General features: G+C 45.6%; 24 protein-coding genes, 1 tRNA gene and 1 pseudogene. 4 read left to right on the top strand and 22 right to left on the bottom strand.

Features of this window, described 5'->3' with window-relative positions; all coding sequences use genetic code 11:
• From AC9UH7_RS01375 to AC9UH7_RS01360, 4 genes and pseudogenes are all read right to left on the bottom strand, one after another.
• Positions 1–199: pseudogene (locus AC9UH7_RS01375) on the bottom strand (cystathionine gamma-synthase); the annotation flags it as partial.
• Positions 200–208: 9 nt separating this feature from the next.
• On the bottom strand, positions 209–1,714 hold the full coding sequence (locus AC9UH7_RS01370) for a phytoene desaturase family protein (RefSeq protein ID WP_509594069.1): 1,506 nt from the start codon (positions 1,712–1,714) through the stop codon (positions 209–211).
• Entirely contained in the window at positions 1,715–2,878 is a 1,164-nt protein-coding gene (locus AC9UH7_RS01365; RefSeq protein WP_509594066.1) for a MalY/PatB family protein, read from the bottom strand.
• A gap of 15 nt (positions 2,879–2,893) precedes the next feature.
• Positions 2,894–3,913, bottom strand: coding sequence for a LacI family DNA-binding transcriptional regulator (locus AC9UH7_RS01360; protein ID WP_509594064.1), 1,020 nt, complete (start codon positions 3,911–3,913; stop codon positions 2,894–2,896).
• A 115-nt stretch (positions 3,914–4,028) separates the two neighbouring features.
• On the opposite strand from AC9UH7_RS01360, the gene AC9UH7_RS01355 reads away from it, so the two are divergent.
• The gene (locus tag AC9UH7_RS01355) at positions 4,029–4,631 is read left to right on the top strand and encodes a DUF4389 domain-containing protein (protein ID WP_509594061.1); all 603 of its coding nucleotides are present in this window, start codon (positions 4,029–4,031) and stop codon (positions 4,629–4,631) included.
• On the opposite strand, the gene msrA is transcribed toward AC9UH7_RS01355, so the two are convergent.
• Positions 4,632–5,144 (bottom strand): peptide-methionine (S)-S-oxide reductase MsrA, encoded by a 513-nt coding sequence (gene msrA, locus AC9UH7_RS01350; RefSeq protein WP_509594058.1) that lies wholly within the window; start codon positions 5,142–5,144, stop codon positions 4,632–4,634. It abuts the gene before it with no gap.
• Between the two features lie 65 nt (positions 5,145–5,209).
• Between msrA and AC9UH7_RS01345 the strand changes: the two genes are divergently transcribed.
• Positions 5,210–5,281: transfer RNA gene (locus AC9UH7_RS01345), tRNA-Arg, on the top strand.
• Between the two features lie 156 nt (positions 5,282–5,437).
• On the top strand, positions 5,438–5,707 hold the full coding sequence (locus AC9UH7_RS01340) for a WhiB family transcriptional regulator (protein ID WP_506626810.1): 270 nt from the start codon (positions 5,438–5,440) through the stop codon (positions 5,705–5,707).
• On the opposite strand, the gene AC9UH7_RS01335 is transcribed toward AC9UH7_RS01340, so the two are convergent.
• Genes AC9UH7_RS01335 through AC9UH7_RS01320 form a run of 4 tightly spaced genes read right to left on the bottom strand, consistent with a single transcriptional unit; the run spans position 5,704 to position 9,271 of the window.
• A complete protein-coding gene (locus AC9UH7_RS01335; protein WP_509594055.1) occupies positions 5,704–7,173 on the bottom strand; it encodes a sensor histidine kinase in 1,470 nt (489 codons plus the stop codon). The genes AC9UH7_RS01340 and AC9UH7_RS01335 overlap by 4 nt on opposite strands.
• Before the next feature lie 2 nt (positions 7,174–7,175).
• Positions 7,176–7,562 (bottom strand): DUF6912 family protein, encoded by a 387-nt coding sequence (locus AC9UH7_RS01330; RefSeq protein ID WP_509594053.1) that lies wholly within the window; start codon positions 7,560–7,562, stop codon positions 7,176–7,178.
• Between the two features lie 19 nt (positions 7,563–7,581).
• Positions 7,582–8,679, bottom strand: a complete 1,098-nt coding sequence (locus AC9UH7_RS01325) for a CpaE/TadZ family protein (protein WP_509594050.1) — start codon at positions 8,677–8,679, stop codon at positions 7,582–7,584.
• Positions 8,672–9,271, bottom strand: coding sequence for a CpaB family protein (locus AC9UH7_RS01320; protein WP_509594047.1), 600 nt, complete (start codon positions 9,269–9,271; stop codon positions 8,672–8,674). The genes AC9UH7_RS01325 and AC9UH7_RS01320 overlap by 8 nt, the downstream gene beginning before the upstream one ends.
• A 122-nt stretch (positions 9,272–9,393) precedes the next feature.
• Between AC9UH7_RS01320 and AC9UH7_RS01315 the strand changes: the two genes are divergently transcribed.
• Positions 9,394–9,921 carry an Rv3235 family protein gene (locus tag AC9UH7_RS01315; RefSeq protein ID WP_509594044.1) on the top strand — a complete coding sequence of 176 codons (528 nt, stop codon included), beginning with the start codon at positions 9,394–9,396 and terminating at the stop codon, positions 9,919–9,921.
• A 1-nt stretch (position 9,922) separates the two neighbouring features.
• Here the strand turns inward: AC9UH7_RS01315 and secA are convergent, their stop codons facing one another.
• The 13 genes from secA to fdxA all read right to left on the bottom strand — a co-directional run bounded on the left by secA (position 9,923) and on the right by fdxA (position 26,203).
• Positions 9,923–12,859: a preprotein translocase subunit SecA gene (secA, locus tag AC9UH7_RS01310; RefSeq protein WP_509594041.1), complete on the bottom strand. Its 2,937-nt coding sequence runs from the start codon at positions 12,857–12,859 to the stop codon at positions 9,923–9,925.
• 48 nt (positions 12,860–12,907) lie between these two features.
• Positions 12,908–13,489, bottom strand: coding sequence for a ComF family protein (locus tag AC9UH7_RS01305; RefSeq protein ID WP_509594039.1), 582 nt, complete (start codon positions 13,487–13,489; stop codon positions 12,908–12,910).
• A 121-nt stretch (positions 13,490–13,610) separates the two neighbouring features.
• The gene (gene mtrB, locus AC9UH7_RS01300; protein WP_509594036.1) at positions 13,611–15,161 is read right to left on the bottom strand and encodes an MtrAB system histidine kinase MtrB; all 1,551 of its coding nucleotides are present in this window, start codon (positions 15,159–15,161) and stop codon (positions 13,611–13,613) included.
• Between the two features lie 2 nt (positions 15,162–15,163).
• Positions 15,164–15,850, bottom strand: a complete 687-nt coding sequence (gene mtrA, locus AC9UH7_RS01295; protein ID WP_509594033.1) for an MtrAB system response regulator MtrA — start codon at positions 15,848–15,850, stop codon at positions 15,164–15,166.
• Positions 15,850–17,136 (bottom strand): adenosylhomocysteinase, encoded by a 1,287-nt coding sequence (gene ahcY / locus AC9UH7_RS01290; protein ID WP_509594030.1) that lies wholly within the window; start codon positions 17,134–17,136, stop codon positions 15,850–15,852. The genes mtrA and ahcY overlap by 1 nt, the downstream gene beginning before the upstream one ends.
• 125 nt (positions 17,137–17,261) lie before the next feature.
• The gene (locus AC9UH7_RS01285) at positions 17,262–18,617 is read right to left on the bottom strand and encodes a phosphomannomutase/phosphoglucomutase (RefSeq protein WP_509594028.1); all 1,356 of its coding nucleotides are present in this window, start codon (positions 18,615–18,617) and stop codon (positions 17,262–17,264) included.
• 9 nt (positions 18,618–18,626) lie between these two features.
• On the bottom strand, positions 18,627–18,992 hold the full coding sequence (locus AC9UH7_RS01280) for a DUF3499 domain-containing protein (RefSeq protein ID WP_509594025.1): 366 nt from the start codon (positions 18,990–18,992) through the stop codon (positions 18,627–18,629).
• A 42-nt stretch (positions 18,993–19,034) separates the two neighbouring features.
• Positions 19,035–20,339 carry a DUF5719 family protein gene (locus AC9UH7_RS01275; protein WP_509594022.1) on the bottom strand — a complete coding sequence of 435 codons (1,305 nt, stop codon included), beginning with the start codon at positions 20,337–20,339 and terminating at the stop codon, positions 19,035–19,037.
• Complete coding sequence (locus AC9UH7_RS01270) at positions 20,336–23,380, bottom strand: glycosyltransferase family 2 protein (protein WP_509594019.1); 3,045 nt, start codon at positions 23,378–23,380, stop codon at positions 20,336–20,338. The genes AC9UH7_RS01275 and AC9UH7_RS01270 overlap by 4 nt, the downstream gene beginning before the upstream one ends.
• A 37-nt stretch (positions 23,381–23,417) precedes the next feature.
• Positions 23,418–23,639 carry a WhiB family transcriptional regulator gene (locus tag AC9UH7_RS01265; RefSeq protein WP_445821606.1) on the bottom strand — a complete coding sequence of 74 codons (222 nt, stop codon included), beginning with the start codon at positions 23,637–23,639 and terminating at the stop codon, positions 23,418–23,420.
• 212 nt (positions 23,640–23,851) lie between these two features.
• On the bottom strand, positions 23,852–24,811 hold the full coding sequence (locus AC9UH7_RS01260) for a nucleotidyltransferase family protein (RefSeq protein WP_509594017.1): 960 nt from the start codon (positions 24,809–24,811) through the stop codon (positions 23,852–23,854).
• A 3-nt stretch (positions 24,812–24,814) separates the two neighbouring features.
• Positions 24,815–25,879, bottom strand: a complete 1,065-nt coding sequence (gene dapC, locus AC9UH7_RS01255; protein WP_509594014.1) for a succinyldiaminopimelate transaminase — start codon at positions 25,877–25,879, stop codon at positions 24,815–24,817.
• Between the two features lie 3 nt (positions 25,880–25,882).
• Complete coding sequence (fdxA, locus tag AC9UH7_RS01250; RefSeq protein ID WP_509594011.1) at positions 25,883–26,203, bottom strand: ferredoxin; 321 nt, start codon at positions 26,201–26,203, stop codon at positions 25,883–25,885.
• Positions 26,204–26,496 lie beyond the last annotated feature (293 nt).

Raw genomic sequence — 26,496 nt, 5'->3', positions numbered from 1 at the left:
ATGAAAGAGTTGCTCCGCCCTCTAACTCTCCAATTGCCGCTTCTAGAGCGCTCCAACTTTCATTGCCATAACGTCCATATCCCACTGGACCGCCGGCGTGATAAGTGGAAGAAAAAATTAAAGGCGGATTGAGGGAAGCATCTGGAGCAGCATCGGGACGACCTGCTGTGATCGCAGATGTTTCAGGGTGAAGACTCATGCAATAAGTCTAATTGTTACTAAGCACCGCCATCGCCGCATTATGTCCAGGAATTCCGCTTACTCCCCCGCCACGCATAGCCCCTGCGCCACAAATGAAGATTCGTGGGTCATTTGTTTCAACTCCCCACGAAGGCTCTGTTGCGTCTTCTCGAAATGGCATAGACAGGTCTTTATGGAAAATATTGCCCCTCGGCAAAGCAATAGCTTCTTCGATATCTAGTGGAGTCTTAACTTCCATTGCAGCAATCACATCTTGAATTGGTTCTGCCAAGTACTCATTAACTGATGAAAGTGCAGAAGCAAGGGCGACTTCTCGTGCTGCCTCGTTATCGGCATCGAACAGAGAAGCTGGGGTGTGTAGGCCAAAAAGAGTGAGCGTGTGATATCCCGCTTCCTGTAAATCTGTGCCCAAAATTGATGGATCAGACAAAGTGTGGCAATACATTTCTATCGGCATATTCGCCGGCATCAAACCTGCTTGAGCATCCTTAAAGGTTTGCTCGAGCTGAGAAAAACTCTCATTGGCATGGAAGGTACCAGCAAATGCAAGTCGTGGATCTATTCCCGATTTCAATTTAGGTAAGCGCTTTAACAAGATATTTATCTTCATCTGTGAACCATCTAGAGATTCTGGTTGTGGTTTCCCACGAAGTTTTGCTAATACCTGGGGCGCAGCATTTGATAAGAGATAATCAGATTCATACTTATCTCCTGAAACTGTCTCTACCGTCACACCAAAATCATTGCTGATTACTGAATTCACTTTTGAATTCACTTTAATCTCAACACCTGATTCAGTGGCGACTCGAATTAGCTCTTTGACTAGAGCGCCCATTCCGCCAACAGGTACTTTCCATTCACCCGTGCCATTACCCATCAAGTGGTAGAGGAAACAAATATTTGCTTGGATATCAAAAGCAGATGCAAACGTACCGATGAGCGCATCGGTTAAAACAACTCCCTTAACCACATCATTATCAAATCGTTTATTGATTTCATCGCCTATTGGGTTTTCAATTAAGTACTCCCAGATCTCCGGCAGATTAATCTCATTTTTTAACTCACTTCGAGTCTTGAGTGGCTCAAGAAGTGTTGGTGCAATCCTTTGTGCAAATTCAGCAACTTCGGCATAAAAATCTTGCCAGGCTTGGCCTTCTTGGCCTGTTGGATCTAGTTCATTAAATGAAGCTGCAGTCTTTTCATCCCATTTCCTAGATACATATAAACCTTTACCACCATAAGGGGTATAGCTAGAAACTTCACGTGAAACACATGTGAATGAAAGACCAAGATCTGCAACAATTTTGTCTGGCAACAAGGAAATCAGATACGAGTACCTAGATAGGTGGGCATCAAAGTCAGGAAATGCCTTAACGCTTTGGGTTGCACCACCTATTTCAGGGTTAGCCTCAAGAATTACCACTGACTTTCCTGCTTTGGCTAAATAGGTAGCTGCTACAAGTCCATTATGGCCACCACCAATAATAGTGACATCGTATTTCTTGATGCTCATTTATTGTGACCGAGCAATCCGATCAATTGCTTCGGTGATGATTTCTGGACTTGTTGCAAAATTTAGGCGCACATATTGGTCACATTGCTTACCAAAGGTGTGTCCTGAATTAAACGCCACTCGACTTTTTTCCAGCAATGTTGCGGTTGGGTTTTCACCAAGATTGAGCGACTCAAGGTCTAACCATGCAAGATAACTATTTTGTGGGATGTGATAGCGAACTGTTGGAAGTTTTTCAGCCAATAGTTTTTTAATTAAATGACGATTGTGGTCAAGCTGAGCGATTACTGTGTCTAGCCAAACACCACCGTCAGCAAATGCCACTGCAGTTGCAAAGCCACCCAGTAGTGATGCGCGGTAATGCATGGCCGGTGCCAAACTACCTAGCTTGGAATCCATCTGTTCGTTTTGCGAAACAATGATTGCGCACTTTAATCCTGCAATATTCCAACCCTTGGAAGCAGCCGTAACACAGATTGAAACTGATTCGGCATCGCTTCCCAAAGTTAACATTGGTACGAAGCTCTCGCCAGGATAAGTTAGTGGGGCATGGATTTCATCGCTTATGACAAGCACATTGTTTTTCTTCGCCAAGGCAACAATCCGTAGTAAATCTTGCTTGGTATAGATAAAGCCAAGTGGATTATGTGGGCTACATAAAAGGTGAACCTTTATTCCAGATGAATAAGCACTTTCCAGTGCATCCCAATTAATCACCCAAGGGTTTGTTTCTTCATCTCCGGTGCGTTCAAAGGGAGCGTCAACAAGATTTAACTGTGTTTCATTAATCCAAGTATAAAAGTTATGGTAAACCGGGGAACTGATCAGTATCGAGTCTCCTGGTTTTGTAAACACACGTAGAATTTCCACAACAGCCACGCCAACATCAGTTGCTACGCGAACTTGTTTTTCATCAACGTTCCAATGCCAGCGCTCTGCAGCAAATTTCTTAAAACCTAAACCGAGTTCTGGAATTGAATCTAAATAACCTAGGTCAGAGTTTGCGACCATTTCAGCCAATACTGCTCTTATGGGTTCTGCGACAGGAAAATCCATTTCAGCAACTGGCAATGGCAAGACATCATCAGGGAATCCGCGCCATTTTGCACTGTGGTGCGTGCGCAGTTCTTTCAGAGTTGGTATGGAGATCTCTTGATCGCTCATGCCAGCAAGGCTACCTCAGAGTGCTTGTTCTTCGGGAGTTAATCGCCTCGTTGAATTGCGCACAACAAGTGTCGTTGGAAGCACCAAGGAAGGTGGATCAATCGCAGGCTTACGTAAGCGTTCCATAATTGACCACGCAGCCATTTCACCCATGAGCGTGACTGGCTGTTCAATAGTTGTGAGCTCTGAAAACTCAGCCATTTCATGCCCATCAAATCCAATGATTGAAATGTCATCTGGTGCTTTTAATCCATGACGTCTAAGGGCTTGCATGGCTCCAATAGCCATTTCATCTGACTCACAAAAAATTGCAGTTGGTCTATTTGGGCGCGCAAGTAAGTCATCCATCGCGCGTGATGCGGTGTGCATGGTGAAGTCTCCGTGCACTTCGCGGGAAGGCAGCCACTCCAGCCCGCTTTCTGCCAAAGCTTGCATGAAACCTTTACGGCGATCCTGTGGAACGCTGAAATTAAATGGGTCATCTGGTCGGCCTGACATTAAGCCAATCTTCTTATGACCTTGATTAACTAGGTGCTGTGTAGCGGTTCTAGCTGCAGCTACATCATCAATTTTGATTGATGCACACTTTGCGTGATCCATTCCTACCAAGGCAATAGGAATACCAAGGCTAAGCATTGAATCAAACTCTTCTTCCGTTGGTGGCAATGAAATCACAATCAGTGCATCGACTCGACCCTTTAACAAGTGATGCTGGAAAAGTCGTTCGCGACCCTTCATTTGCGAAAAGTTATAGAGCAATAAATCTAAGCCAGCCTCACGAAGGGCTTGCTCTGCTCCACTAATTACCTGCGAGAAATACCAGCGTGAAATGTATGGAGCCACAACGCCAACTGCATTTGTTCGACCGCCAACAACATTTTGACGATCTGAGATCAATGGATAGTTCAGCTTTTCCGCAGCAGCAATAATCTTCTCTCGGGTCTGTTGATTCACGTGATGGAGGCCGCGCAAAGCTCGTGAGACTGTTGCAGTTGAAACTCCTGCTTCTTCTGCAACTTCCTTAATTCCTGCCACGTATTCACCTCCCCTATAGGTATTTACTGCAAAATTTTCTGCAATTACTGCAAAAGTATGGCAAGGAACCTGTAAAAAGCAATTTCACGCCTAAATTAGGAGTACATTGGAGAGTATGAGCAACCAAATTGAAACCCAGATTGATGTAACACTGACCGAACGCAATCGTGTAACGGCACTGTTTCGGCTAATCCTGATTGTCCCGATCTACATTTTCATCGCCTCCTTTACCCCATCTGTTGCTGGTCTCGACGATGGAGATCTGAATTCTTTATACGCAGGATTCTTTGCACTTCCCGTGGCCTTAGCGATCATCTTTCGTCAGGTCTACCCAAGCTACCTCCTAGCCTTTAACGAGGCCCTGCTCTCCTTGCAGACGCGTGTGGATGCCTACCTACTCCTGCTCACAGATGAGTATCCATCAATTGAAGAAAACGATGTTGTCAGCGTAACTTTTCCAGAAGTTGATGCCAAAGCACTCAATCGTTGGTTGCCACTAATCAAGTGGTTCTTAGCAATTCCTTTATACATCGTTGGAATTGTCTATATCGTTTATGCAGCTTTCTTAACTCTCTTTGCCTGGTTCAGCATTCTCTTCACTGGCAATTTTCCAGAATTTTGTGCAGAAGGAATCGTTGGCGTGATTGCTTTTTGGAACCGGGTTGCTGGCTATGCACTACTTCTTGTAACAGATGAGTACCCAACCTTTTCCCTTTAGTTAAACCGGGTAAGCAACTCCTGTGCTTGAATGACAGTCATATCCGTTTGGGTTTTTCTGTAAATACTTTTGGTGGTATTCCTCAGCTTCGTAGTACTTAATGCCATCTGCGCTAAGAATTTCTGTGCAGATCTGACCCAAACCTGCAGCGGTCAAAACTGCTTGGTATGCAGATTGTGAAGCGAGCGCAGTTTTCATCTGCTGATCATCTTCTGTGAAGATCGCACTTCGATATTGGGTTCCGATGTCCCCACCCTGTTGGTTCAGGGATGTTGGATCGTGCATCGTCCAAAACTCTTCTAGCAATCGTTGGTATGAAACAACTGTTGGGTCAAAAACCACTTTCACCATTTCGGCATGACCTGTGACGCCGGTGCAAACCTGTTCATAGGATGGGTGAGGGCGAACTCCCCCCATATATCCAACACTTGTTTCAATGACTCCATCCATCTGCCAGAAGCGACGTTCTGCTCCCCAAAAACATCCTGTTGCAAAGTAAGCCGTTGATCTCATGCGTGAATTCTTGCAGTATGCAGAGTTATTCGCACCCGCTGATAACCTTAGGCTCACACCCACGAGCCCCCGTAGCTCAGGGGATAGAGCACTGCCCTCCGGAGGCAGGTGCACAGGTTCGATTCCTGTCGGGGGCACACTTGATATAAATCACCCTCGACAGAGAAATCTCTTTGCTTACATCCTTGTATAACAACCCTTCAGGATGGACAATTGACTCCTTGCACGCACAACTGCGTGTATTAACACCGGATAACTTTTTCAAAAGTTGTACTTCCCTAAGGAGACAAGCAATGGATTGGCGACATCAATCAGCCTGCCGTGACGAGGATCCGGAGCTTTTCTTCCCTGTTGGAAATACAGGTCCAGCCCTAACTCAAATTGAAGAGGCAAAAAAGGTTTGTAACCGCTGCATCGTGAAGGAGCCATGTCTGGCTTGGGCCCTTGAGAGTGGTCAAGATGCTGGGGTGTGGGGCGGTCTATCAGAAGATGAACGTCGCGCTCTTAAGCGTCGTGCTGCACGTAATCGTGCCCGTCTTATGGAGCAGCAAAACCAAATTTAAAGCGGAAAGCGCAGTTTCGCGTGAGTGCCTTGATGTGTTGATTCCAACTTCAATTCACCCTTTAACTCATTCTCAATAAGCGTGCGAACAATCTGAAGTCCTAGATTTGGTGAAGTTAATAAATCAAATCCATCTGGCAATCCCACGCCATCATCAGAGATAGTAATCAGACCTTCATTGCTATAGCGCTGCAGTTCAATAGTTAATCGCGTTCCGGATTCAAACAAACCATGTTCTAGGGCGTTATGGATCAATTCAGTTACAACTAAGGACAACGGTGTTGCAATCCTAGACTCGAGTGATCCAAGTTGTCCTACACGTTCGATACTCAACTGGCCCATACGAGGGCTTAGCTCTAGCGCATGTGTAACAAGTGATGTGAGCACCTCATCAAAGGCCACTGTATTTTCAGTGCTATTTGAAAGGGTTTCATGGACAAGTGCGATTGAGGCGATGCGCCGGACCGCTTCATCAAGAGCAGCTGCCGCGGCAGGATCATCTATGCGACGCGACTGCAACCGAAGCAGAGCCGAGACAGTTTGTAGGTTGTTCTTTACACGGTGATGAATTTCGCGAATAGTTGCATCTTTAGTAACAAGCTCCCGATCTCGTCGGCGCAGTTCTGTCACATTTTGCAGTAGAACTATTGCCCCAATTCGATCTTTGCCTTGAATAAGCGGCAGTACTAGAAGATCAATTGTTGCGCCTTGATTATCAATTTCTACCCTACGCAGAGTTTTGCCATTTAATCTCGTGCGCACTCCTTCTTCATGAGGATTGGGTGAGGCGATTACAACTTGCTCTGCCACCTCACCAAGATTGCGGCCCTCTAACTCACCACGCAATCCCATGCGTGAAAATGCTGACTTTGCATTAGGGCTTGCAAAAGAAATAGTTCCATTTACATCAAGACGAATAAGTCCGTCCCCTACACGTGGGACTGGTTCAAATAGTGACCCTGCAGATTGATAGGGGAAATTGCCTTCAGCCACCATTTGATACAAATGATTTGCGATCTCACGGTAATTTAATTCAAGCTTTCCCGGCGAACGCATGTGTTCGGCATTTCGATGGCGCGAAACAACGGCAATAACTTGACCTTCAAAGAACACGGGGATGGTCTCTTCCTTGACTAATACATCGCCAATTCTCTCCGGCTCTGTGTTGCGCACAATGTCACCAGTTGAAAGTGCCTCATCAATATTTGGGCTTGATCCCCAGGTAACTTCATTACCAATTACATCGTTGATAAAAACAGTGGAAGAAGTTGTTGGGCGAATATGCGCAACTGCTATGTGACCCGTTGGCCACAACTTAATATCTTTGCGAATTGGAACCCATAGAATCAAGTCCGCAAATGAGAGATCGGATAGTAACTGCCAATCTGCGACAAGTTCACGTAAGCGATGTGATTGATTAATCGTGACTGTGGTTCGCCCGCCGAGCAAGTTATCTAGCTGAAACATTGTTACTTCCACTCACCCATATGAAGTTCGATTTCTTGGGTCGCAAACCACACCAATTCATCATCGCCGTGAAAGGCAAGTAATGCGCATTGAACTTGATCCCATCGCAAGGAAGATACGAGGGTAATTGATTGAGCGTAGTGCTCTGCGATTTGTTCCTTTTCGATTTCAAAAGCAACGACAATCCCTGGGGCTTTCTCTGAGAGCCTTAGTTCCAAAGCTTCTTGCCCAGCAGCAATCGAGAGTAAGTACTCGAGCTCTTCTTCGTCACAATCTGGGTTTTCTACCTCAAAGTGAATTGTTGGTGCATACAACTCATCAACCTCGAGGCTTTTGCTGGAGATAAAAGCTTCAAGATCCTTGTGACTGATGGGTAGATAGGCACGCATTGGGCAATACTAATAGATTCTAACTTTCTAGTTCTCGGGCCAATTCAGCGATTGATTTACGCACATTCGAGCGCACATTAATCTCAACTAAGGTCGCATGCTCATCTTCGGCAGCGGCAATCGCGCGCGAATCCTTGGAGATGCTTCTGACTCTGATTGGCTTTAGGGCTGTTGTGCTAGTCAAGAATTTAGCTTGCTCATTCTCGCCTCGTTTTCCAGGAGATTTCATGTTCATTACAAAACTCAGGCTCGCTCGAACAGAAGTACTGTGTAATAGTTCAATAACTTGATTCAAGCGATGTGCTCCTAACTGATCAGCTCTGGAGACAATCATTAATTCATCCGCCTGATCACAGCACCAGGTTGTCATAGTCGAAGTCCATCGACGGTCAGTGAGACGATTTGATAATCCGGAAATTGAACCAAGATCAATTACGATGTATTCAAATTCTCTTGCCGCGCGATCCATAAAATCATCTATTTTCCCAGCATTCTCCTGATCTATTTCCACCAACGCTAGATTGGGCGCGATGTTCTTCCATTCTGAATCACTATTGATGTTTCGCATGGCAAGGTAAGCAGCGATAGAAGGAGCACGATAGTTACCCTCGATCAATAATGTTGATTTCTCAAGAATGCTCAACTCCATAGCCAAATTCATGCTCAACATGGTGCACCCGGTGTAACTACCAGCTGAGCCAACTGCAATCACCCGGGCTTTTCTAAGAGAACGTTGGGGAGAGTTACTTCCCCGAAGTAAAGGAGCACGCACAAAGCCACGTACGAGAGAGACTAAATCAGTGTGTGATTCAGGAACTTCATGCAGATCTCGAAAATCATCGCTCTGCTGGCCTATTGAAAATCCAATTGTTTGACGAAACTTCCTTGCCAAATCATCTACTTTATTCCTTGAAATGCCAGGTAGATCAGACGCGAACAAGAGAAGGGCACCTTGAACGATTTCTTGGTTGCCATTAACAAAACGCTCTAGCGTGTCCCAATCAATTGCTCGAAAGATCACACTCCAACCTTGGGTAAATAGAGTTCCCGCTACAAAGCTCTCCGTTTCCGAGGAGGCAATGGCGGTTATAACTGTCGGAAGCTCGAGCTCAGACATGAGAACGGATTACTACTAATCGTCCTAGCGTCGTTGCACTTAAGAGCCGTAGTACTTGTGTTTCTTCAACGGCTACAGATAATCCAATATCACTTCCGAAATTGTTACCCCCATCATCAATGCTTAAAAGAGTCACTCCCCCGAGAATTAATATTGGATCCAATGAACTATCACCATTTTGTGTGTCTAGGACCCAGTAAATATCAATGAATTCGCCAACAAATAGACCTGCAGCAAAATCAACTGAGCGAACACTAATGGGAACAGCACTTGTTGACATCGCATTGATTTCAGAAGTCACATCACTGATTCCAAGAATTTCTCCCGGGTTGATAATTCTTGTGGCAACCATTCCAATAGGTTCACTTTCTTTGCTCAGATAGAACGGTGCACTTGCATCTAGATTCATGTGTGCGATTGAAACGTCAGTCCAGGTGATTTGGTGACCTGGCGAAATTGGGAGATTAACAACCCAATAGTCAGCACCCTTATTCGAAAAAGTAGCAATGAGAAAAGCTGAGACGAAAGAGGCGGCAATAAGAGTAATTGCTAATGGCAGACGTGTTGAGTTGGTTTTCTTTTTTAATTTCATAGCCGTACCCAAGTCTGATTGGCGACTATTCCCTTCACATTATCCACAGTGATACTTAAGTACGAGAAAGAATCACTCTTACGCCTGAGGTGCGCGCCTGAAAGTAAAGAAAGAGTCAGTCCATGACTACAGAAATCGAATACAAGCAGCAACCATCCTTTACAACCGTTGACTTAATCCCCATTTCAAGTGACCCTGATGAAGATTGGCAGCATCTAGTACTTGAAATGTTTCGCCCAGAATTAACTGATTTGCCTCTCAAGAAATCAAGACTCTACTTAGCCCCTTCGACATTTGGGGAAGATTTTGACCCAGAGTTTGCGCCAGAACCAACCTCAGCTGAAGACTTACCTGACATCACAGAGTTAATGTCACAGTTCATGCACAACGTCCTTGAAATTTGGGCTGGACGCCGATCTGCCTCACAAGTGCAGGCTATGTGTCATCACCTTATTTTTGCAGAGATCCAACGAACAGCTGGTCAGCAAAAAGTGCTGGGAAGGATTAGAAAGATTAAACTCACGCAACCGCTAGATGGAATCTGCGAGTCAGCAATAACGGTTCGGTATGGAGATCGAATGCGTGTTGTAGCAATCAGATTTGAGGGGCTAGACAAACGTTGGTTGTGTACAGCACTTACTCTTCTTTGAGTTAAGCAGCTCCACCATGACAACGCTTGTACTTCTTGCCTGATCCACATGGGCAAGGAGCATTCCGAGATACTTCCCCTGTTGTGCGAGGACCTGACTCATCTGGTGATGTGTATTGCAAACCTGTTGTAGGAACTTTCTTGACCTCAAGTCCAGGAACAACGATTTGCTTGTCTGCGCTCTCAGCGATGATCGGAATGGTAAAAAGTAATCTAGCGATCTCTTCTTTGATTGCATCCATCATCGCGGCGAAAAGATCAAAGCCTTCTTTTTGATATTCAACAAGTGGATCGCGCTGTGCCATTGCACGTAGACCAATACCCTCTTGCAGGTAATCCATCTCGTATAGGTGTTCACGCCATCTACGATCAAGCACAAATAGCAGTACATGGCGCTCGGCTTCTCGCATGGCTTGATCGGCAAATTTGGCAGCCTCAAATTCCACGAGACGGACCTTAAGAGTCTCTGCATTTAATTCCGGCAGTGATTCAACCACCGCGACTAATTCCTCGATAGTTAACGGCATTAAATTAACTGCGCCCACTGCCGTAATCAGCCCCTCTAAGTCCCAGTCTTTTGCATTACCTTCTGCGGTTGCTGCATCTACATACGCTGACAAGGTATCTGAGGTGAATTTAGCTCGTTGAGCCTTAATATCCGCTTCACGTTTTGCATATGCCGCTTCACAATCCTTCACAAAGCGAGCCTTCAGGAACTCTTCATCTAATCCCTGCAGTGATCCAACTTCAGCGATTAGTTGTTCGATAGTAAATGAGATTGGATAAATCGCACCTACCGCAGCAAAAAGCTTTTCCAAATCCCAATCTTCTGCGTAACCATTGGAAGTTGCTGCATCTACATAGGCTGACAATGTTTCTGACATGAAACCAGCCAGTTGGTCTTTAATGTCTGCGCCTTCTAGCACGTCGCGTCGCTCACCATAAATAACGGTGCGTTGGCGATTCATCACATCGTCGTACTTCAAGACATTTTTACGCATCTCAAAGTTCTGTGCTTCAACCTGTGTTTGCGCCGAGCGAATTGCATTTGAGACCATCTTTGATTCAATGGGTGCATCTTCTGGAAGTCCTGCTGCTGTTAAGAAGCGCTCTACTAATGCTGAATTGAAACGGCGCATTAAGTCATCTTGCAATGATAGGTAGAAACGTGATTCACCTGGATCGCCTTGACGTCCTGAGCGACCGCGTAACTGATTATCAATACGACGAGATTCGTGACGCTCGGTGCCGAGAACATACAAGCCACCTAGAGCGACTACCTCTTCATGACCCTTTTCAACTGCAGCTTTTTGACGTGCAATCTCTGCTGGCCATTCTTCTTCATACTCTTCTGCATTATCAACAGGAGAAATTCCACGACGTTGTAATTCGAAATCAGCCATGAACTCAGGATTTCCACCAAGCATGATGTCTGTTCCTCGGCCAGCCATGTTGGTCGCAACAGTTACTGCTCCACGAACTCCTGCGCGCGCAATAATTGCTGCTTCTCGTTCGTGATGCTTAGCGTTAAGAACTTCATGTGGAACTCCGGATTTGAGCAAGAAGGAAGAAAGTTCTTCAGATTTTTCAACGCTGACAGTACCGACCAATACTGGCTGTCCTTTGCGATGACGCTCAACGATGTCTGCTGTTACTGCAACAAATTTTCCAACTTCAGTTTTGTACACCAAATCCGGAGAATCAATACGTTGCATATCGCGGTTTGTAGGAATAGGAACTACCCCGAGCTTGTAAATCTGCTGGAACTCAGAAGCCTCTGTTACGGCCGTACCAGTCATACCAGAAAGCTTTGAATACAAACGGAAATAGTTCTGCAATGTGATTGTCGCAAGCGTCTGGTTTTCATTTTGGATTGTGATTCGTTCTTTTGCTTCAAGGGCCTGGTGGAGACCTTCGCTATAGCGTCTACCGGACAGCATGCGGCCAGTGTGCTCATCAACAATTAATAGCTCGCCATTCATAACGACATAATCTCGATCACGCTTGAAGAGTTCCTTAGCGCGGATTGCGTTGTTGAGGTATCCAATGAGTGTTGTATTAGCAATCTCTTGATTATCTAATTCTGCAGTCTCATCTTTATAGAGATTATCAATACCTAAGATCTGTTCTACCTTAGTTATGCCTTCTTCAATGATTCCACAAGTCTTTTTCTTCTCATCCACTTCGTAGTGAACATCTCGCTGCAATTTCTGCACAAGGTTGGCAAACTCTACGTACCACTTAGTTGGCTTATCGGCTGGTCCGCTAATGATCAAAGGCGTACGAGCTTCATCAATCAAAATTGAGTCAACTTCATCCACCACTGCAAAGAAGTGTTCACGTTGAACGCACTCTTCAAGGGAGGTAGCCATGTTATCGCGGAGATAATCAAATCCAAATTCATTGTTAGTTCCGTAAGTAATGTCAGCTAGGTATGCCTTGCGACGCTCTGCTGGTGTCATATTTGCAAGAATTACATCAACCTTTAGACCAAGAAAACGGTGAACACGACCCATCCACTCACTATCGCGTTCTGCCAAATAATCATTGGTTGTAACAACGTGGACTCCGTGACCTGCAAGAGCGTTCAGATATGAAGGCAAAGTTGAAACTAAGGTCTTTCCTTCACCGGTGCGCATTTCTGCAATATTGCCTCTGTGAAGGGCCGCTCCACCCATTATCTGCACATCGTAATGACGCTGTCCAAGTGTGCGTTTTGCTGCTTCGCGAACTACTGCAAATGCTTCAGGTAGTAGGTCATCAAGAGTTTCGCCTTTGGCTAGGCGTTCTTTGAAAAGTACTGTTTGATTACGCAGGTCAGAATCAGACATCGCAACAAAGCGAGCTTCTTGAGCATTTACTAAGGCAACGACCTTGGTCAGATCGCGAAGGATTCGTCCTTCGCCTGCACGCAAAATCTTGTCTACAAATGCTGGCATTGATTCTTACCTCTCATCACGGCTCCCTTTGGACGCCTTTTCACCCCCTTATCGTAGAGGTTGAGCCACGCAGGCGGTAACCGCACAAACTGAGCCAAAGGCATGAAAACCCTGCGAATTCAGGGCCCTAGCCGCCTCCTCCAAGGTTGCACCAGTCGTGACGACATCATCTATAAGAATCGCATCACCCCGAAGTATTGCTCCGGATTTCAAAGAAAAAGCCCCGCGCATATTTGTGATGCGTTCCACCCTAGTCAGGCCACTTTGATCTGACACTCGACGTGAAACCTCAAGGCAATCGTTGAATCTGATTCCGGTGTTTTGCGAGATTGTCTTAGTTAAATCAACTATGAAACTTCGGCCACGTCGTCTTTGTGACTGCCTACTAGATGGGACCGGAACCAATGTGAAATATCCTTGGTCTAATCGAGCCTTATTCAAAACATGAATAATTGCAGCTACTAACAAATCATCAGCCCCTTGTATGCCATTTTCTTTTGAAGCAAGAATGATGCTAGATGCCGTTGATGTATATGTTAATGCCGAATGAACATTGAGCGAAGCAGTATGAGCCTTGTAATAGTGGGGAATCCATTCACGGCGACAATTAGTACAAATCTCTAACCCCAAGATATTGCATCCAAAGCACCTGGTTGGAAATACTAGTTGTGATAATTCGGAGAAAATATGCATGGGGGCATAATCCTCATAAAATTATTCGCTGGATTTTCCTTATTCAAATATGTGGAAATTAAGCTTTGTAATCTTCCGGTTGTAGCGAAATTAATCGTTGATCAATTGAATCCCAAGTTTTTCTCGGCAAGGTAACTACAAAGTGCGCACCACGTCCTGGACGTCCCCACACCTCAAGTTCGCCATTGTGTAAACGAGCATCTTCAAGGGCGATTGAAAGCCCAAGACCTGTTCCGCCCCGTGTGCGAGCTCTTGATGGATCTGCCCGCCAAAAGCGATCAAAGACTCTAGTCAAAGCAGCTTCGTCAAGACCGACTCCGTAATCTCGAACACCAATTGCGACATCACGCTCACTAGCTTCAATGCTCACATCAATCTGCACCTCTTCTGCGTGATCGATTGCGTTGGCAAATAGGTTGCGCAAAATGCGCTCCACCCTACGAATATCAGCCTTAATCATGATTGTGGGCTCAGCGGACTTCACATATATTTGAGTTTTTCGCTCTTTGGCAACCAATGCCAAGTCTTCAGCGCAGCGATTGACCAATTGCACAATATCAAAATCAACTGCCTCTAGGACTGCTACCTCGGCGTCAAAACGTGATACTTCGAGCAAGTCTTCCAGTAGTCGCTCAAAGCGATCTAGCTGCGCCACGAGTAATTCCGTACTCCGAGCCACGATTGGATCAAAGCTTTCCCTAGAGTCGGAGATAACTTCTGATGCCATACGCAGTGTGGTTAAAGGAGTTCGCAATTCGTGTGAAACATCGGAAACAAAACGTTGTTGAACTCGCGAGAGGTTCTCTAGGCGTGCGATTTGCTGCTCAAGTGATTGAGCCATCTCATTGAATGCATGACCAAGTCTTGAAATCTCATCCTGTGAAGTTACCTTCATGCGCTGCCTAAAATCACCTAAAGTAAATTCTGTTGCGATTCGAGCCGCTTCGCGAACGGGTTTTACTACTTGCCGCAGCACAACCCATGTGATCATTGTGATTAAGATAAGTAAAATAAATCCTGCAATCAACATATAGGTATCAATTAAATTTAATGTTTGGACTTCATTTGCAAGAGAAAAAACAATATACATCTCGTACTGACCTGCATTTGGAATTTGAACTTTCTGTCCAATAGCTAGTCCTGGGACGCTTGCGCCCTGTGAATAACGCATAGTTGTGTACTGCCAAACGGTGTCTTCAGATTTGCGAACTCGCTCACTGAGAGACTTAGGAATAGAGATTGGGTCTAAAAAATTTGAAGCGATCTCGTAATTAATATCCTTGGTATTATTTGGGCTTCGAAGAAAAACAACTTCACGTGTATTTTCATTTAAGGTGATAGTGGTAGCAGAACTAATTACATCGTCCACAACTTTTTGAACGACCGCATCGTCTTCGCCTTGTGCAAGTAAGAAACGATAATCAGCTGTAAAAATAGTAGAACGTGCCTCAACTATCGCTGAATTTAGATTTACTTCCCTAATACCGCTAGAAAGCCTTGAATTCAGGGCAGAACCTGTAATCCAAACAACACCAAGTGAAAGAATGACAGTGGAGAGAATTACCTTAAGTGCAAGGGAGTTACGTGCTATCCAAAGAATTCGGTTCATTCTTAGGAACCGCCCATCACTCCTGCTTTATAGCCGACGCCTCTAACGGTTATAACAATTTCAGGGTGTTCTGCATCGTGTTCGATTTTTGAACGCAAACGCTGCACGTGAACATTAACTAATCGCGTATCGGTGGAATGGCGATAACCCCAAACTTCGCTAAGGAGGGCATCGCGTGTAAACACTCGACCAGGCTCTTTAGCTAAAGCAACGAGTAGATCAAACTCCAGACGGGTTAGTGCAATTTGCTTGCCTGCGCGAAGAATCTGATGTGCTTGAACATCTATTGCCAAATCTCCGATGGTCAATAAACCTAGAACATCAGCATTTGTTCGGCGCAAACGCGTGCGGATTCGTGCAATCAATTCGGATGGATGACGAAATGGTTTCACCATGTAGTCATCGGCGCCTGCTTCTAATCCTTTTACAACATCTTGAGTGTCACCTTTTGCTGAAAGCATGACGATTGGAACCATAGATTCTGCGCGAATCAATTTACAGACTTCAATTCCATCAAGGCCAGGCAACATAACATCCAACAAAACTAGATCTGGTGGGTTGTTACGGAATACATCCATAACCTCATCCCCACGACTTACTAGATCCACGTCGATGCCGGCACCGGTTAAAACGATGCCGAGCATCTCCGCGAGATCCTGGTCGTCATCGACGACCATAACTAAGGTCATTAGCTACCGTGCTCCCAAGAGTTCAGGTACATATCTTGTGCAGGAGTTAGAACGTCAATACGACCGCCCATGCTGATCAACTTCAATGAAGCAACTTCCTTGTCGATATATGAAGGAACCTCATGAACACCAGGCTTCAAATTCTTTGCTTCCTTAACAAGGTATTCAGCTGTAAGTGCCTGATCAGAGAATGACATATCCATAACTGAAGCTGGGTGACCCTCAGCTGCTCCTAGGTTAACCAGGCGACCTTCTGCAAGAAGTAGCAGGCGGCGACCATCTGCCAACACATATTCATCAGTTTGGTGACGCATCTTTGCATTCTTCTTCTTGGAATTTTGCTCTAGCCATGCAACATCGATTTCGATGTCAAAGTGGCCTGAGTTAGCCATGATTGCGCCATCCTTCATTACTGCAAAGTGCTCATCGCGTAATACATCGCGGTTACCTGTAACAGTGATAAACACATCTCCAAGCTTTGCTGCATCAAGCATAGGCATCACTCGGAAGCCCTGCATCATTGCATCTAATGCCTTTGTTGGATCAATTTCAGTAACAACAACATCTGCGCCCATGCCCTTAGCGCGTTCTGCAACACCCTTACCGCAATATCCAAAACCAGCAACAACAACTACACGACCTGCAAGCAAGAAGTTTGTTGCGCGGAATACAGCATCAAGAGTTGATTGCCCTGTTCCGTAACGGTTGTCGAACATGTGCTTTGTATCTGTGTCATTGACGGCAATCATTGGGAACTGAAGTGCGCCATCTTTTGCCATCTGGTTTAGACGGATAACACCAGTTGTAGTTTCTTCACAACCCCCAGTAATACCTGGAATTAGCTCTTTACGTGTTGTGTGAAGTGTGTTTACTAGATCGCAACCATCATCAAATACTTGGTGTGGTTCGATATCGAGCGCTGCGTTAATGTGCTTGTAGTAACCATCACGATCTACAGCGTTGCGAGCAAATACTGATATTCCGTATTCGTGCACAAGTGCTGCCGCTGTGTCATCTTGTGTTGACAGTGGATTAGATGCACAAAGAGCAATCTCTGCTCCACCAGCCTTTAGAACGCGCATCAAGTTAGCAGTCTCGGTTGTTACGTGCATGCATGCAGAAATACGAACACCTGCAAATGGTTGAGACTTTTCAAAGCGCTCACGGATTTGAGCAAGAACAGGCATGTTGCGTTCTGCCCATTCGATTTTCTTCTTACCTTCTGCAGCAAGTGAGGCATCTGCGATGTCATGTGCTGGAAGAGTTGCTGTTACTGGAACGTTCACGTAAATCTCCTTAAGTGGTTTTCAAAGTATTGTTTTGGTACCTAAGGCGTAGGGCTCTACAGTGATAGGCGACTATGGGTAAAGATTACCGCCCCACCCTTAAACCCTCTAATGGAAAACGGTAATTAGCCACGAATAAGCGAGAGAACCGCGTCACGCACAGTCTCCATTTGAGCCTGTGTTGAAGCCTCAACGTTGAGTCGAAGTACTGGCTCCGTATTTGATGGGCGAAGATTAAACCACCAGGTATCTCCATTAACGGTTAATCCATCCAGATGATCGACTCTGGCCTCGCCCGAGGAATAAGTGTTCTCAACAAGTTCGGTTGCAGCTTTAGTATCTTCAACCTTGGAATTTATCTCACCGCTAACGACATACCTGTTATACGGTGCAAGAAGAGCTGACATCGTTGTTTCACTTTCACCTAGTGCAGCAATTGCATGCAGGGCTGCTAATGCGCCAGAATCAGCCTTCCAAAATTCCTTAAAGTAAAAATGTCCAGAATGTTCCCCACCAAATATCGCTCCACTTTCAGCCATCATTTTCTTGATGTAGGAATGTCCAACTCTGCTGCGCAATCCAACTCCACCATTTTCGTCGATCACTTCTTGAACTGCTCTAGATGAAATTAAATTATAAATAATTGAAGCTCCTGGATCTTTAATCAATTCGCGATGAGCGATCAAAGAGGTGAGCGCTGATGGGTTAACGGCAACACCTTGCTCATCAACTAAGAAGCAGCGATCTGCATCGCCATCAAATGCCAGTCCTAGGTCAGCTTTGTGATCCTGCATCCCTTGCTTTAAATCAGTCAAAGTGGATTCATCGAGTGGATTAGCTTCATGATTAGGAAATGTTCCATCTAGTTCAAAATACATAGGAATTACTTCACAATTAAGCCGAGCGAAAATTGCAGGTGCTGTGTGACCAGCCATGCCATTACCAGCATCCACAATGATTTTAAGAGGCCGAATGTTCTTAACATCAACAAGTGTTAATAGGTGATCCACATACTCTTCGAGCATGTTGCGTTGTTTTTCTACTCCAACATTTCTAAGCGCTATTGGTGAACCTTCTCGCACAAATTTTTCAATAGTCAAAAGGCCGGATTCTTTACCGATCGGTCTAGCGCTCGACAAACAGAGCTTGATTCCGTTGTACTCCGCAGGATTATGGCTAGCGGTAAACATCGCTCCAGGTAAGCCCAATTTTCCAGAAGCGAAATAGAGCATGTCAGTGGAAGCCAAGCCGATCCGAATAACATCCATGCCTTGTGAAGTTACGCCGGCAGAAAATGCATCAGCTAACTCTGGTGAAGATGGTCGCATATCTTCCCCGATTACTATTGTCCCGGGTTCTCTTTCTAATTGCAGAAATCGCGCAAATGCAACACCAGTTGCAAACGTAAAATCAGAATCTATTTCAACATCGACTAAGCCTCGAATGTCATAGGCCTTAAATATGTGCGCGAACTCGTTCACTAAGTATCCTTACGATGGAACTGCGCGCAAATGTCCGCGGCGACCAATTTGCTGTTGCGCCGGTGAACTTTCCACAGGTGCTTCTTCAGGAATCTCCTTGAGAGCAACTTCGCGCACTGCATCTGCAATCGCCATCAAATCATCTTCTGTCGGTCCTTGTGTTTGGCCATCGAGCTCATGCTTGATGACATTCCACCCATGAGGAACCTTTAGCCGTGCTCCATGAACAGCGCATAAATCGTATGCATGGGGTTCAGAAAATGTTGCAAGCGGACCAACAACTGCGGTCGATTCGGAGTACACATAGGTAAGAGTCATGGTTGCCTGCGATCTGCAACCTGCACGTGAACATCCACGCCCACCAACTGTTCTCATATGAGCAACATTAGTGGGAGGTGTCGGCAAATCTTGGGATTATCAGGGATTTAAGACGCGGATATTTGAATCTGGCACTTCGATTTTTGTCAGAAGGCTTCCTGCTGCAATTGGGAAGTAGCCGTATCCGTTTACCGAGGAAACTAAAGCCCCTGCATATGTTTCCGGTCCGACCTTAGTGATTGTAAAAGAGCGAGCGTTATCTGGAATGCGCCAAGTGGCAAAGTCAGCGCCCGTAACTTTTTGTTGTACAGCTTTTCCATTGGTCAAGGTCACCTTCAACACAACATTAATGCTTTCACCTGCAAAAGAGATCGCGGGATCCAAGCCAGTAACAGCCATTGTCAGAGGAATTAACTCAGGTGATGCCGTACTCCATACGAAGTCTTTTTTCCCAGTAGCCACAGTCGTGGATTTAACCCCTGCAATCACTGGTTCTGTTGAAGTGATTCGGACTGCCATGACTTTTGAGGTGATGTTTGGGTCAAGTTTGAACTCAGTTACGATTCCAGCAGAAATAGAACGAGCATTTAATCCAACAGGTACGAAAACTCCATCTCCAGATAAAACTTCGACCGTAATGCTCGCATCAACATCACCCGGTGCTAAAACTCGCAAGGTATGAGGCAAGGCTGGTGTGTTTCTTGAATTCTGATTAGGAATTGCTGGGATCACAACACTCTTGCTCGCTGATGTGGAAGCGTTCACAAGATCTCCACCCAATGCCTTTAAACCTTTTCCTTGCTCATCAATCATGAAGGCATTTATTCGGCCAGAGCGTGGTGCAACATGAACCGTCAAAGTTTTGTCTCCCGGAGCTAACGAATCCAATGGGATCACAAGGTAGTTCTTTGAAGAAACATTTATGGTCCGCAATGGCTGTTTCCCATTTTCTGTGTAACTCTCAACATCAACAACTGCATCGCTAAGTCCACTATTGACAATAATTAGTCGACCTCTAGTAGTAACGTCTGCAGCACCACCAACAAACCATTGGGAAGAGGCTGGCGCTACACACAGTGCACCGCCTGCCCAACTACCTGATCTGCTTTGCCACACAACTGGAGTTACGCCCTCAGATGTGATGACTAGAGAATCTTTGTTTACTGGTAAACGCAAAACCTTTACTTGTGCTGTCTTTGTCGTGCGATTTTCGAGTCTTTGAAAAGGAGTTTTCTTGGAGGAAAGAGATATCTGCGATCCCAGGCCATCTAGGGTTGGCGGACACACTACAACTGGATAACTTTCAGAGAAATTCTGCGTAGTAACCGCAACTGAAAGAACACTGGAAATACCCAGCACGCTGAGCAAAACTGCTAGAAATCTGACTGGCCGGACAAGTTTCATGCCAGCTCCTTTTCAGATATTTCACGCTTTCGGCGACCAGCAGGTAGAGCCATAACAATTGCGACAACTAGGAAAATAATTTGTAATGAGAGCCAACCACGACGAGCTGTTCCATCATGAATTAATGAAATTTCACCAGCTTCTGTTACTTCAAATGTCGGCAAACCCATTTCATTATTTGTGCGATCTAAACGATAACCATTTTGTAGCACTTGCCAAGACCTGTTAGAACTCTCAGTCAGAATCAAAGTGCCTGCACTTGGCACATAAGTGCGAGCACCGACTTCTCCAGCTTCAAGTACTGAGCGGACACCATCTGCATTAACAAATAGAAGTCGACCAGTTGGTTGAGTTACGCGCCAAACAACACCAAGTGAAGTTGCAGAAGTTCTAGTAAATCCACCAAGGCCATCTATTGATCTAACGATTTCCTTCTTAAAGGGGCTCTTTGCAAAGACGTACTCAATTCCATAATCACCTAAGACTTTACTGCTTGTGATACCGGTGCCATCAATCAATGCACGAGCAGCAGTTGCAATTTCAGTATTCTGCTTCGGAGCAATATCGGGCTCACCTAGAGAAATATCTTTACCTCGAGAAATGTAATACTGAATCTTCTTGTCATTAGCGCTACCGACTTCACGCAAAACTAAAATCTTGGTTTGAGATTCAACACTCAAGAATGCCGGCATAACTGTGGCTCGATTTGCTTGAACCGCAGAGTCTGCACCTGTCGTAACTGAGTACCCAACAGCCAGGACAGCATAGGAAGCTGTTACGAATAGCAAGATTGCGGAAAGAATATGCCGGTAGTGAATATGGCTCAGAACTAATGTTTCCCGCAACCGATCAAGCATTACCGCCCCGGAAGCAACCGCTGCCAATGTTGCAATCGAAAGCACCGGTCCAGTCCACACTCTTACTGCTCCTTCATTTCCATGAGTGGAAATGGAAAGAGATCCCACTAAGACCGCAAGGCACAGTGCTCCAAAACCATATTCGGCAATTCTGCGGGCATGAGTTGAAGAGAACAATGAGATAACAAGAATGAGCAAAATCGGGCTCACTAACCACAGTGGGACCGAACCGGTGCCTCCTGGATTACCAAACAAAACTGGTAGAGGTCCGCCACCTGGAATCAAAAGTCCTGGTTCAGTGAAGAATCTGCTGGGATGAACTAATGCTTCAAAAGAAAAAGGAGCGTTGATTAAGAATGGCACAAATATTAGCGCCGCTCTCTTTAACAATCGCTCATCGAAAAGTTTTTTGTCCAGAGTGAGGGCGAACTCCCGATAGTTTTCAACCGAAATGGCGATCGCTGCTACAAGTGCAATTATGAAACTCATCAAGGTAAATGCGTACAGCAATGAAAACAAAAGCGAAACTGAAAATATTTTGCGCCAACTATAAATATCGATGCTCCACCAATCTTGAAGAATCAAGGCGACAAAGGGCGCGACAATCAATAGCACCAGGGTGGCAATATGGCCAGAGCTAATTGCCGCAATTGTGACGGGTGATAGGGCATAGAGAAGAGCTGCTGGGATTGAGATCCAGCTGTTACTTGTTAACTTCTTCAATAAATTAAAGCATGACCACATCATCAGTATTGGAGCAATCAAGAAAAATGCAGTGATGAAGAACTGAACGTTACCTAAGGTCACGAGCGAAGCTATTGCCGTAACCGCTACCCAGGAAGGTGTCGCTAGAGATGATCCCATTCCGACCTGATGCCACGATTCAAGATAAAAACTCCATAAATCACTTGCACCTGAAGGAGAACTAGGAAGGGCTCCTCCAACTAACGAACCGAAGCGATTTCTGGAATTAATGAGAGTAATAATTGTTATAGCAATGAAGCCAAGAACTTCCGGTCGCTTGAATATAGATAACCAGTTACCTGTATTAACCGGGGTCAACAAATCCTCATCTTCAACTGAATCAAGAATAGAGATAGAAGTTGTGCTATTTTCTGGAAAGACTTTAGCTCGAACTAATTCGACTAAGTGTTCTGTGCCCAAGCGAAGCTGGGACCAACGAGGCGGTATGTATGTTGCAACGACACGGGCGCTAACAAACTTTTGCTTCTTTCGTACTTTGCGAGCTTCGAGAATTTTTCTTGGGCGAATTATCAGTGAAGTAAAGGCCAAAATTTCATCAGATGCATAGCCAGGCAGTTTTGCAAGCAGGAATCCAATTGCGCGGGCTATGGCAGATCCAAATAGTTGTAGAGCAATCCATGGAAGCATCCACCAAGAAGAGTTTGCCAACATCACATATGCAGCGTTGCGACGATCTAAAAGTAATGGGCGATGTAAGAAGGCACCTTCCACATCGATAATGCGTCGCTCTGTTGCCGATGCTTGTGCATGAAATGCAACAGCGCCCGTCGCGGCGATGACCGAGTGTCCTGCTGTTCGTGCACGCCAGCCAAAGTCAACATCATCGCGAAAGAGTGAGAGATTATGGTCAAATCCACCGAGCTCTTCAAAAACGTCACGGCGAATTAGTGCACCTGCCGTACTCACAGACAAAACGTCGTGAATACCATCATGTTGACCCTGGTCATACTCAAATGGTTCAAGCCCGGTCCAACGTGCACCATTTCCAGCAATACTTATTCCGGCTTCCAACAAATGTGTTCGATCATGCCAACCCAATAATTTTGGGCCGACCATAACTACTTGTGGGCGATTATCAATTGCACTTAACAATTCTGCGAGCGCAGTTGGAGCTGGTGCACAGTCATCATGAATTAACCAAAGCCATTCATGCTCGATCGCTTTAGGTAATTTCTCAACTGCAAGTGAAACAGCTTCACCAAAACCTGTTTCGCGATCAGCAACAAAAAAAGGAATTCGCGCAGACTTTAATAACTTTGTTGAAGTATCTTCAGAACCAGTATCGACCGCGGTTATTAAATCTATAGGCCTAGTTTGTGAAGTAAGGGCTGCAACAACCTCGGGTAACCACAGTGCTCCATTGTGAGAAACAAGAACTGCGGTTACTCGATGCTTATCTACATCGGCTAAGGAAGCCATATGTATGACTCGCTATCTCCTAAGAGATGCAAGATCCTTAAGCAGTGCGACGCTTTAAGCGACGTCGTTCGCGCTCTGATAATCCGCCCCAAATTCCGAAGCGTTCATCATGTGCAAGTGCGTATTCCAAACATTCTGCGCGAACATCACATGAAAGACAGACGCGCTTTGCTTCGCGAGTTGATCCGCCTTTTTCTGGAAAGAACGCCTCTGGGTCAGTCTGAGCGCATAGGGCGCGCTCCTGCCAAGAGAGTTCCATGTTTTCGCCTGATGCGAGTGTGACTGTTGGTCCTGAAGTGGGGATTGGGGAGTTCTGGGCTGCGGGTTGAATCGGCATATCGTCGATGCTCCATTAGCTTTCGTTGTCTCATCCCTCTTGGAAAAGACTTTCTTAAGAATGAATTACACGCTTGTAACTCGCCCATGTCAAGCCCAGAGTCGGCCTCTTGCCTGCCATTTAGGCGTAATCGGCTACGGAATGGTGAGAATTTCACCATTCATTACAAAAGAAGAGGCAATTGTGCTGCCATTTTCGACTCGGGCACCTGCTGCAACAAAAGAATCCATAATCCTTGAATCTTGGCCAATCACACAATCTGCTTCAACTATGGAGCCTTGAATAACCGCCCCTGCCCCAACGGTTGAGTTAGCACCAATACAGCTGCCCCCTGAAATCACCGCTGTGGGATCAATGCTTGAACCAGGCATGGCCAAGAATTCACCATTTCGTTGAACGATATCCATTGATGCCTTCAATAAAGCGCGTGGGGTTCCAATGTCTAGCCAATAAGCATTCTCAACATAACCAAAAACTTTGGCTCCAGATGTAACTAGCTCTGGAAAGGTTTCACGTTCAACAGAAACAACTGTGTTGAGTGGGATTGTTGAAACAACCCGAGGATTAAAGACATAACAACCGGCATTGATCTGATTAGTAACAGGGTTTTCCATTTTTTCCAGAAATGCTGTCACTCGTCCGTTGCTGTCCGTTGGAACGCAACCAAATGCGCGGGCATCTTGTACTTCGGTTAAGTGCAGAGTTACATCAGCATCATTGGCTTCGTGCTGGCGTATCTGCTCCCCTAAATTATGAGAGCTCAAAACATCACCGTTTAGAATTACAACTGATTCATTTGAATCCAGCAGCTGTGCTGCATTTCGAATTGCACCACCTGTTCCGAGTGGCTCTTTCTCAACTGCATACTTAATCTTTATTCCCCACTTCGAACCATCTCCAAAATATGGAATAAAAACATCAGAAAGATAAGAGGTGGCTAAGACGATTTCACTAATACCTGCTGCCTTTGCCATGGCAATTTGATGTTCCGTTACAGGCACACCTGCAACAGTGAGCATTGGTTTAGGAGTGTTCTTCGTTAAAGGCATCAAACGTGTGCCAAATCCACCTACTAATAAGATCGCTACAGCCATTATTTAAGCCTTGATACGTTGCACAGCATCAGCAATTTGCGCATCAGTCGCTGTCATTGCAATTCGAATGTGGCGCGAACCAAGGCTGCCATAGAAAGATCCTGGGGTTGCCAAGATTCCACGATTGGCAAGCCATGAAACACTTTCCCAAGAATCTTCATTGCGGGTACACCATAGGTATAAACCTGCATTACTAAACTCGATGGTAAACCCTGCAGCTTCTAGGGCAGGACGTAACGCATCTTTGCGTGCGTTATAGCGAGCGCGTTGTTCTGCAACATGTTTGTCATCAGATAGTGCAACCGTCATTGCTTTTTGCACAGGAAGTGGAACCATCATCCCGCCGTGCTTTCTGATTTCACGAATTCTGGCAATCAAGTCTGCATCACCGATCATGAATGCTGCGCGATAACCAGCCATTGACGAGCGCTTCGACAGAGAATGAATCGCCAAAATATTGGTGTTATCGCCACCTGTATGTGAGAGAACGGATACGGGTTGTGCTGTGTGTGCAAATTCTAAATAACATTCATCAGAAACCAACAAGGCGTTATTGGTGCGCGACCAATCGATACAAGCCTTTATCTCTGCATCGCTATGTACTCGACCAGTTGGATTAGAGGGAGAGTTCAACCACGCTAAATCAGCCGCTGGCCAACTCTTTGCATCTATTGCAACTGGAATCGAATCGGCACCTGCCAGCACCGCTCCTACGTGATAAGTCGGATAAGCAATTTCAGGAATCAACACTTTCTTAGATTCCAAAATAGTCGGAAGCCATGCAACTAACTCTTTTGAGCCAATCAATGGCAGAACATCAAAATCTCCGGTGGCACCTAAACGCTCTGTCGCCCACTTCTTAATGGCAGCTCGAAGTTCAGGAGTTCCAGCTGTTACTGGGTAGCTTGGAGAATTTGATGCGTCACGAAACACTTGTTGGATAAATTCTGGAGTCGGATCAACGGGAGTTCCTTGGGAAAGATCGATAATCCCTTGCCGATGTGATCTAGCTGTATCTCCATATGGTGCGAGTGCATCCCAAGGAAAATCTGGGAGCTGGCCGCGCAATGCTTACTCGCTCTTTGGTGGAAGGGCTGTAACAGAGGCGTGGTCTGTGCCTGTTGGGCCGACCTTGCTTGCTCCGCCTGGTGAACCAATTTCAATGAAGAACTCGGTGTTGGCCTTGCTGAAATCTTTCCACTGCCCAGGGACATCATCTTCGTAATAAATTGCCTCAACCGGACATACTGGCTCGCAAGCACCGCAATCAACACACTCGTCAGGCTGGATATAGAGCATACGTCCGCCTTCATAGATGCAGTCCACAGGGCATTCTTCGATGCAGGATTTGTCCTTTACATCTACGCAAGGTTCAGCGATCACATACGTCACGAGCTGCCTCCAAAAATCGAGCGAGTTGCTTACCCGCGAATTCTAACTCCTACTTCGGCCAGTGCGCGATATTTGCCGCATCGGTTTATCGTTCTACTATGCCAACCGAGCTAGAAAGCACCTTCACCTCTTTGATCGGCAAAAGGGTCAGTATTCGGCTCCATGATCCTGAGGGAGGATTCCGAGACATCCTCGGGTATTTGGAGAGTCCTTTCACCCTGCGAAATCGTCATGAGAAGTTAATCGAATTTGCCCATGATCAGATCTTTGTTTGGCGCGAGGTAATTGAGCGA

The sequence above is a fragment of the Candidatus Planktophila sp. genome, assembly GCF_044348745.1.
In the GTDB taxonomy this organism is placed as follows: domain Bacteria; phylum Actinomycetota; class Actinomycetes; order Nanopelagicales; family Nanopelagicaceae; genus Planktophila.
This window is presented reverse-complemented; position numbering and strand designations above follow the sequence as displayed.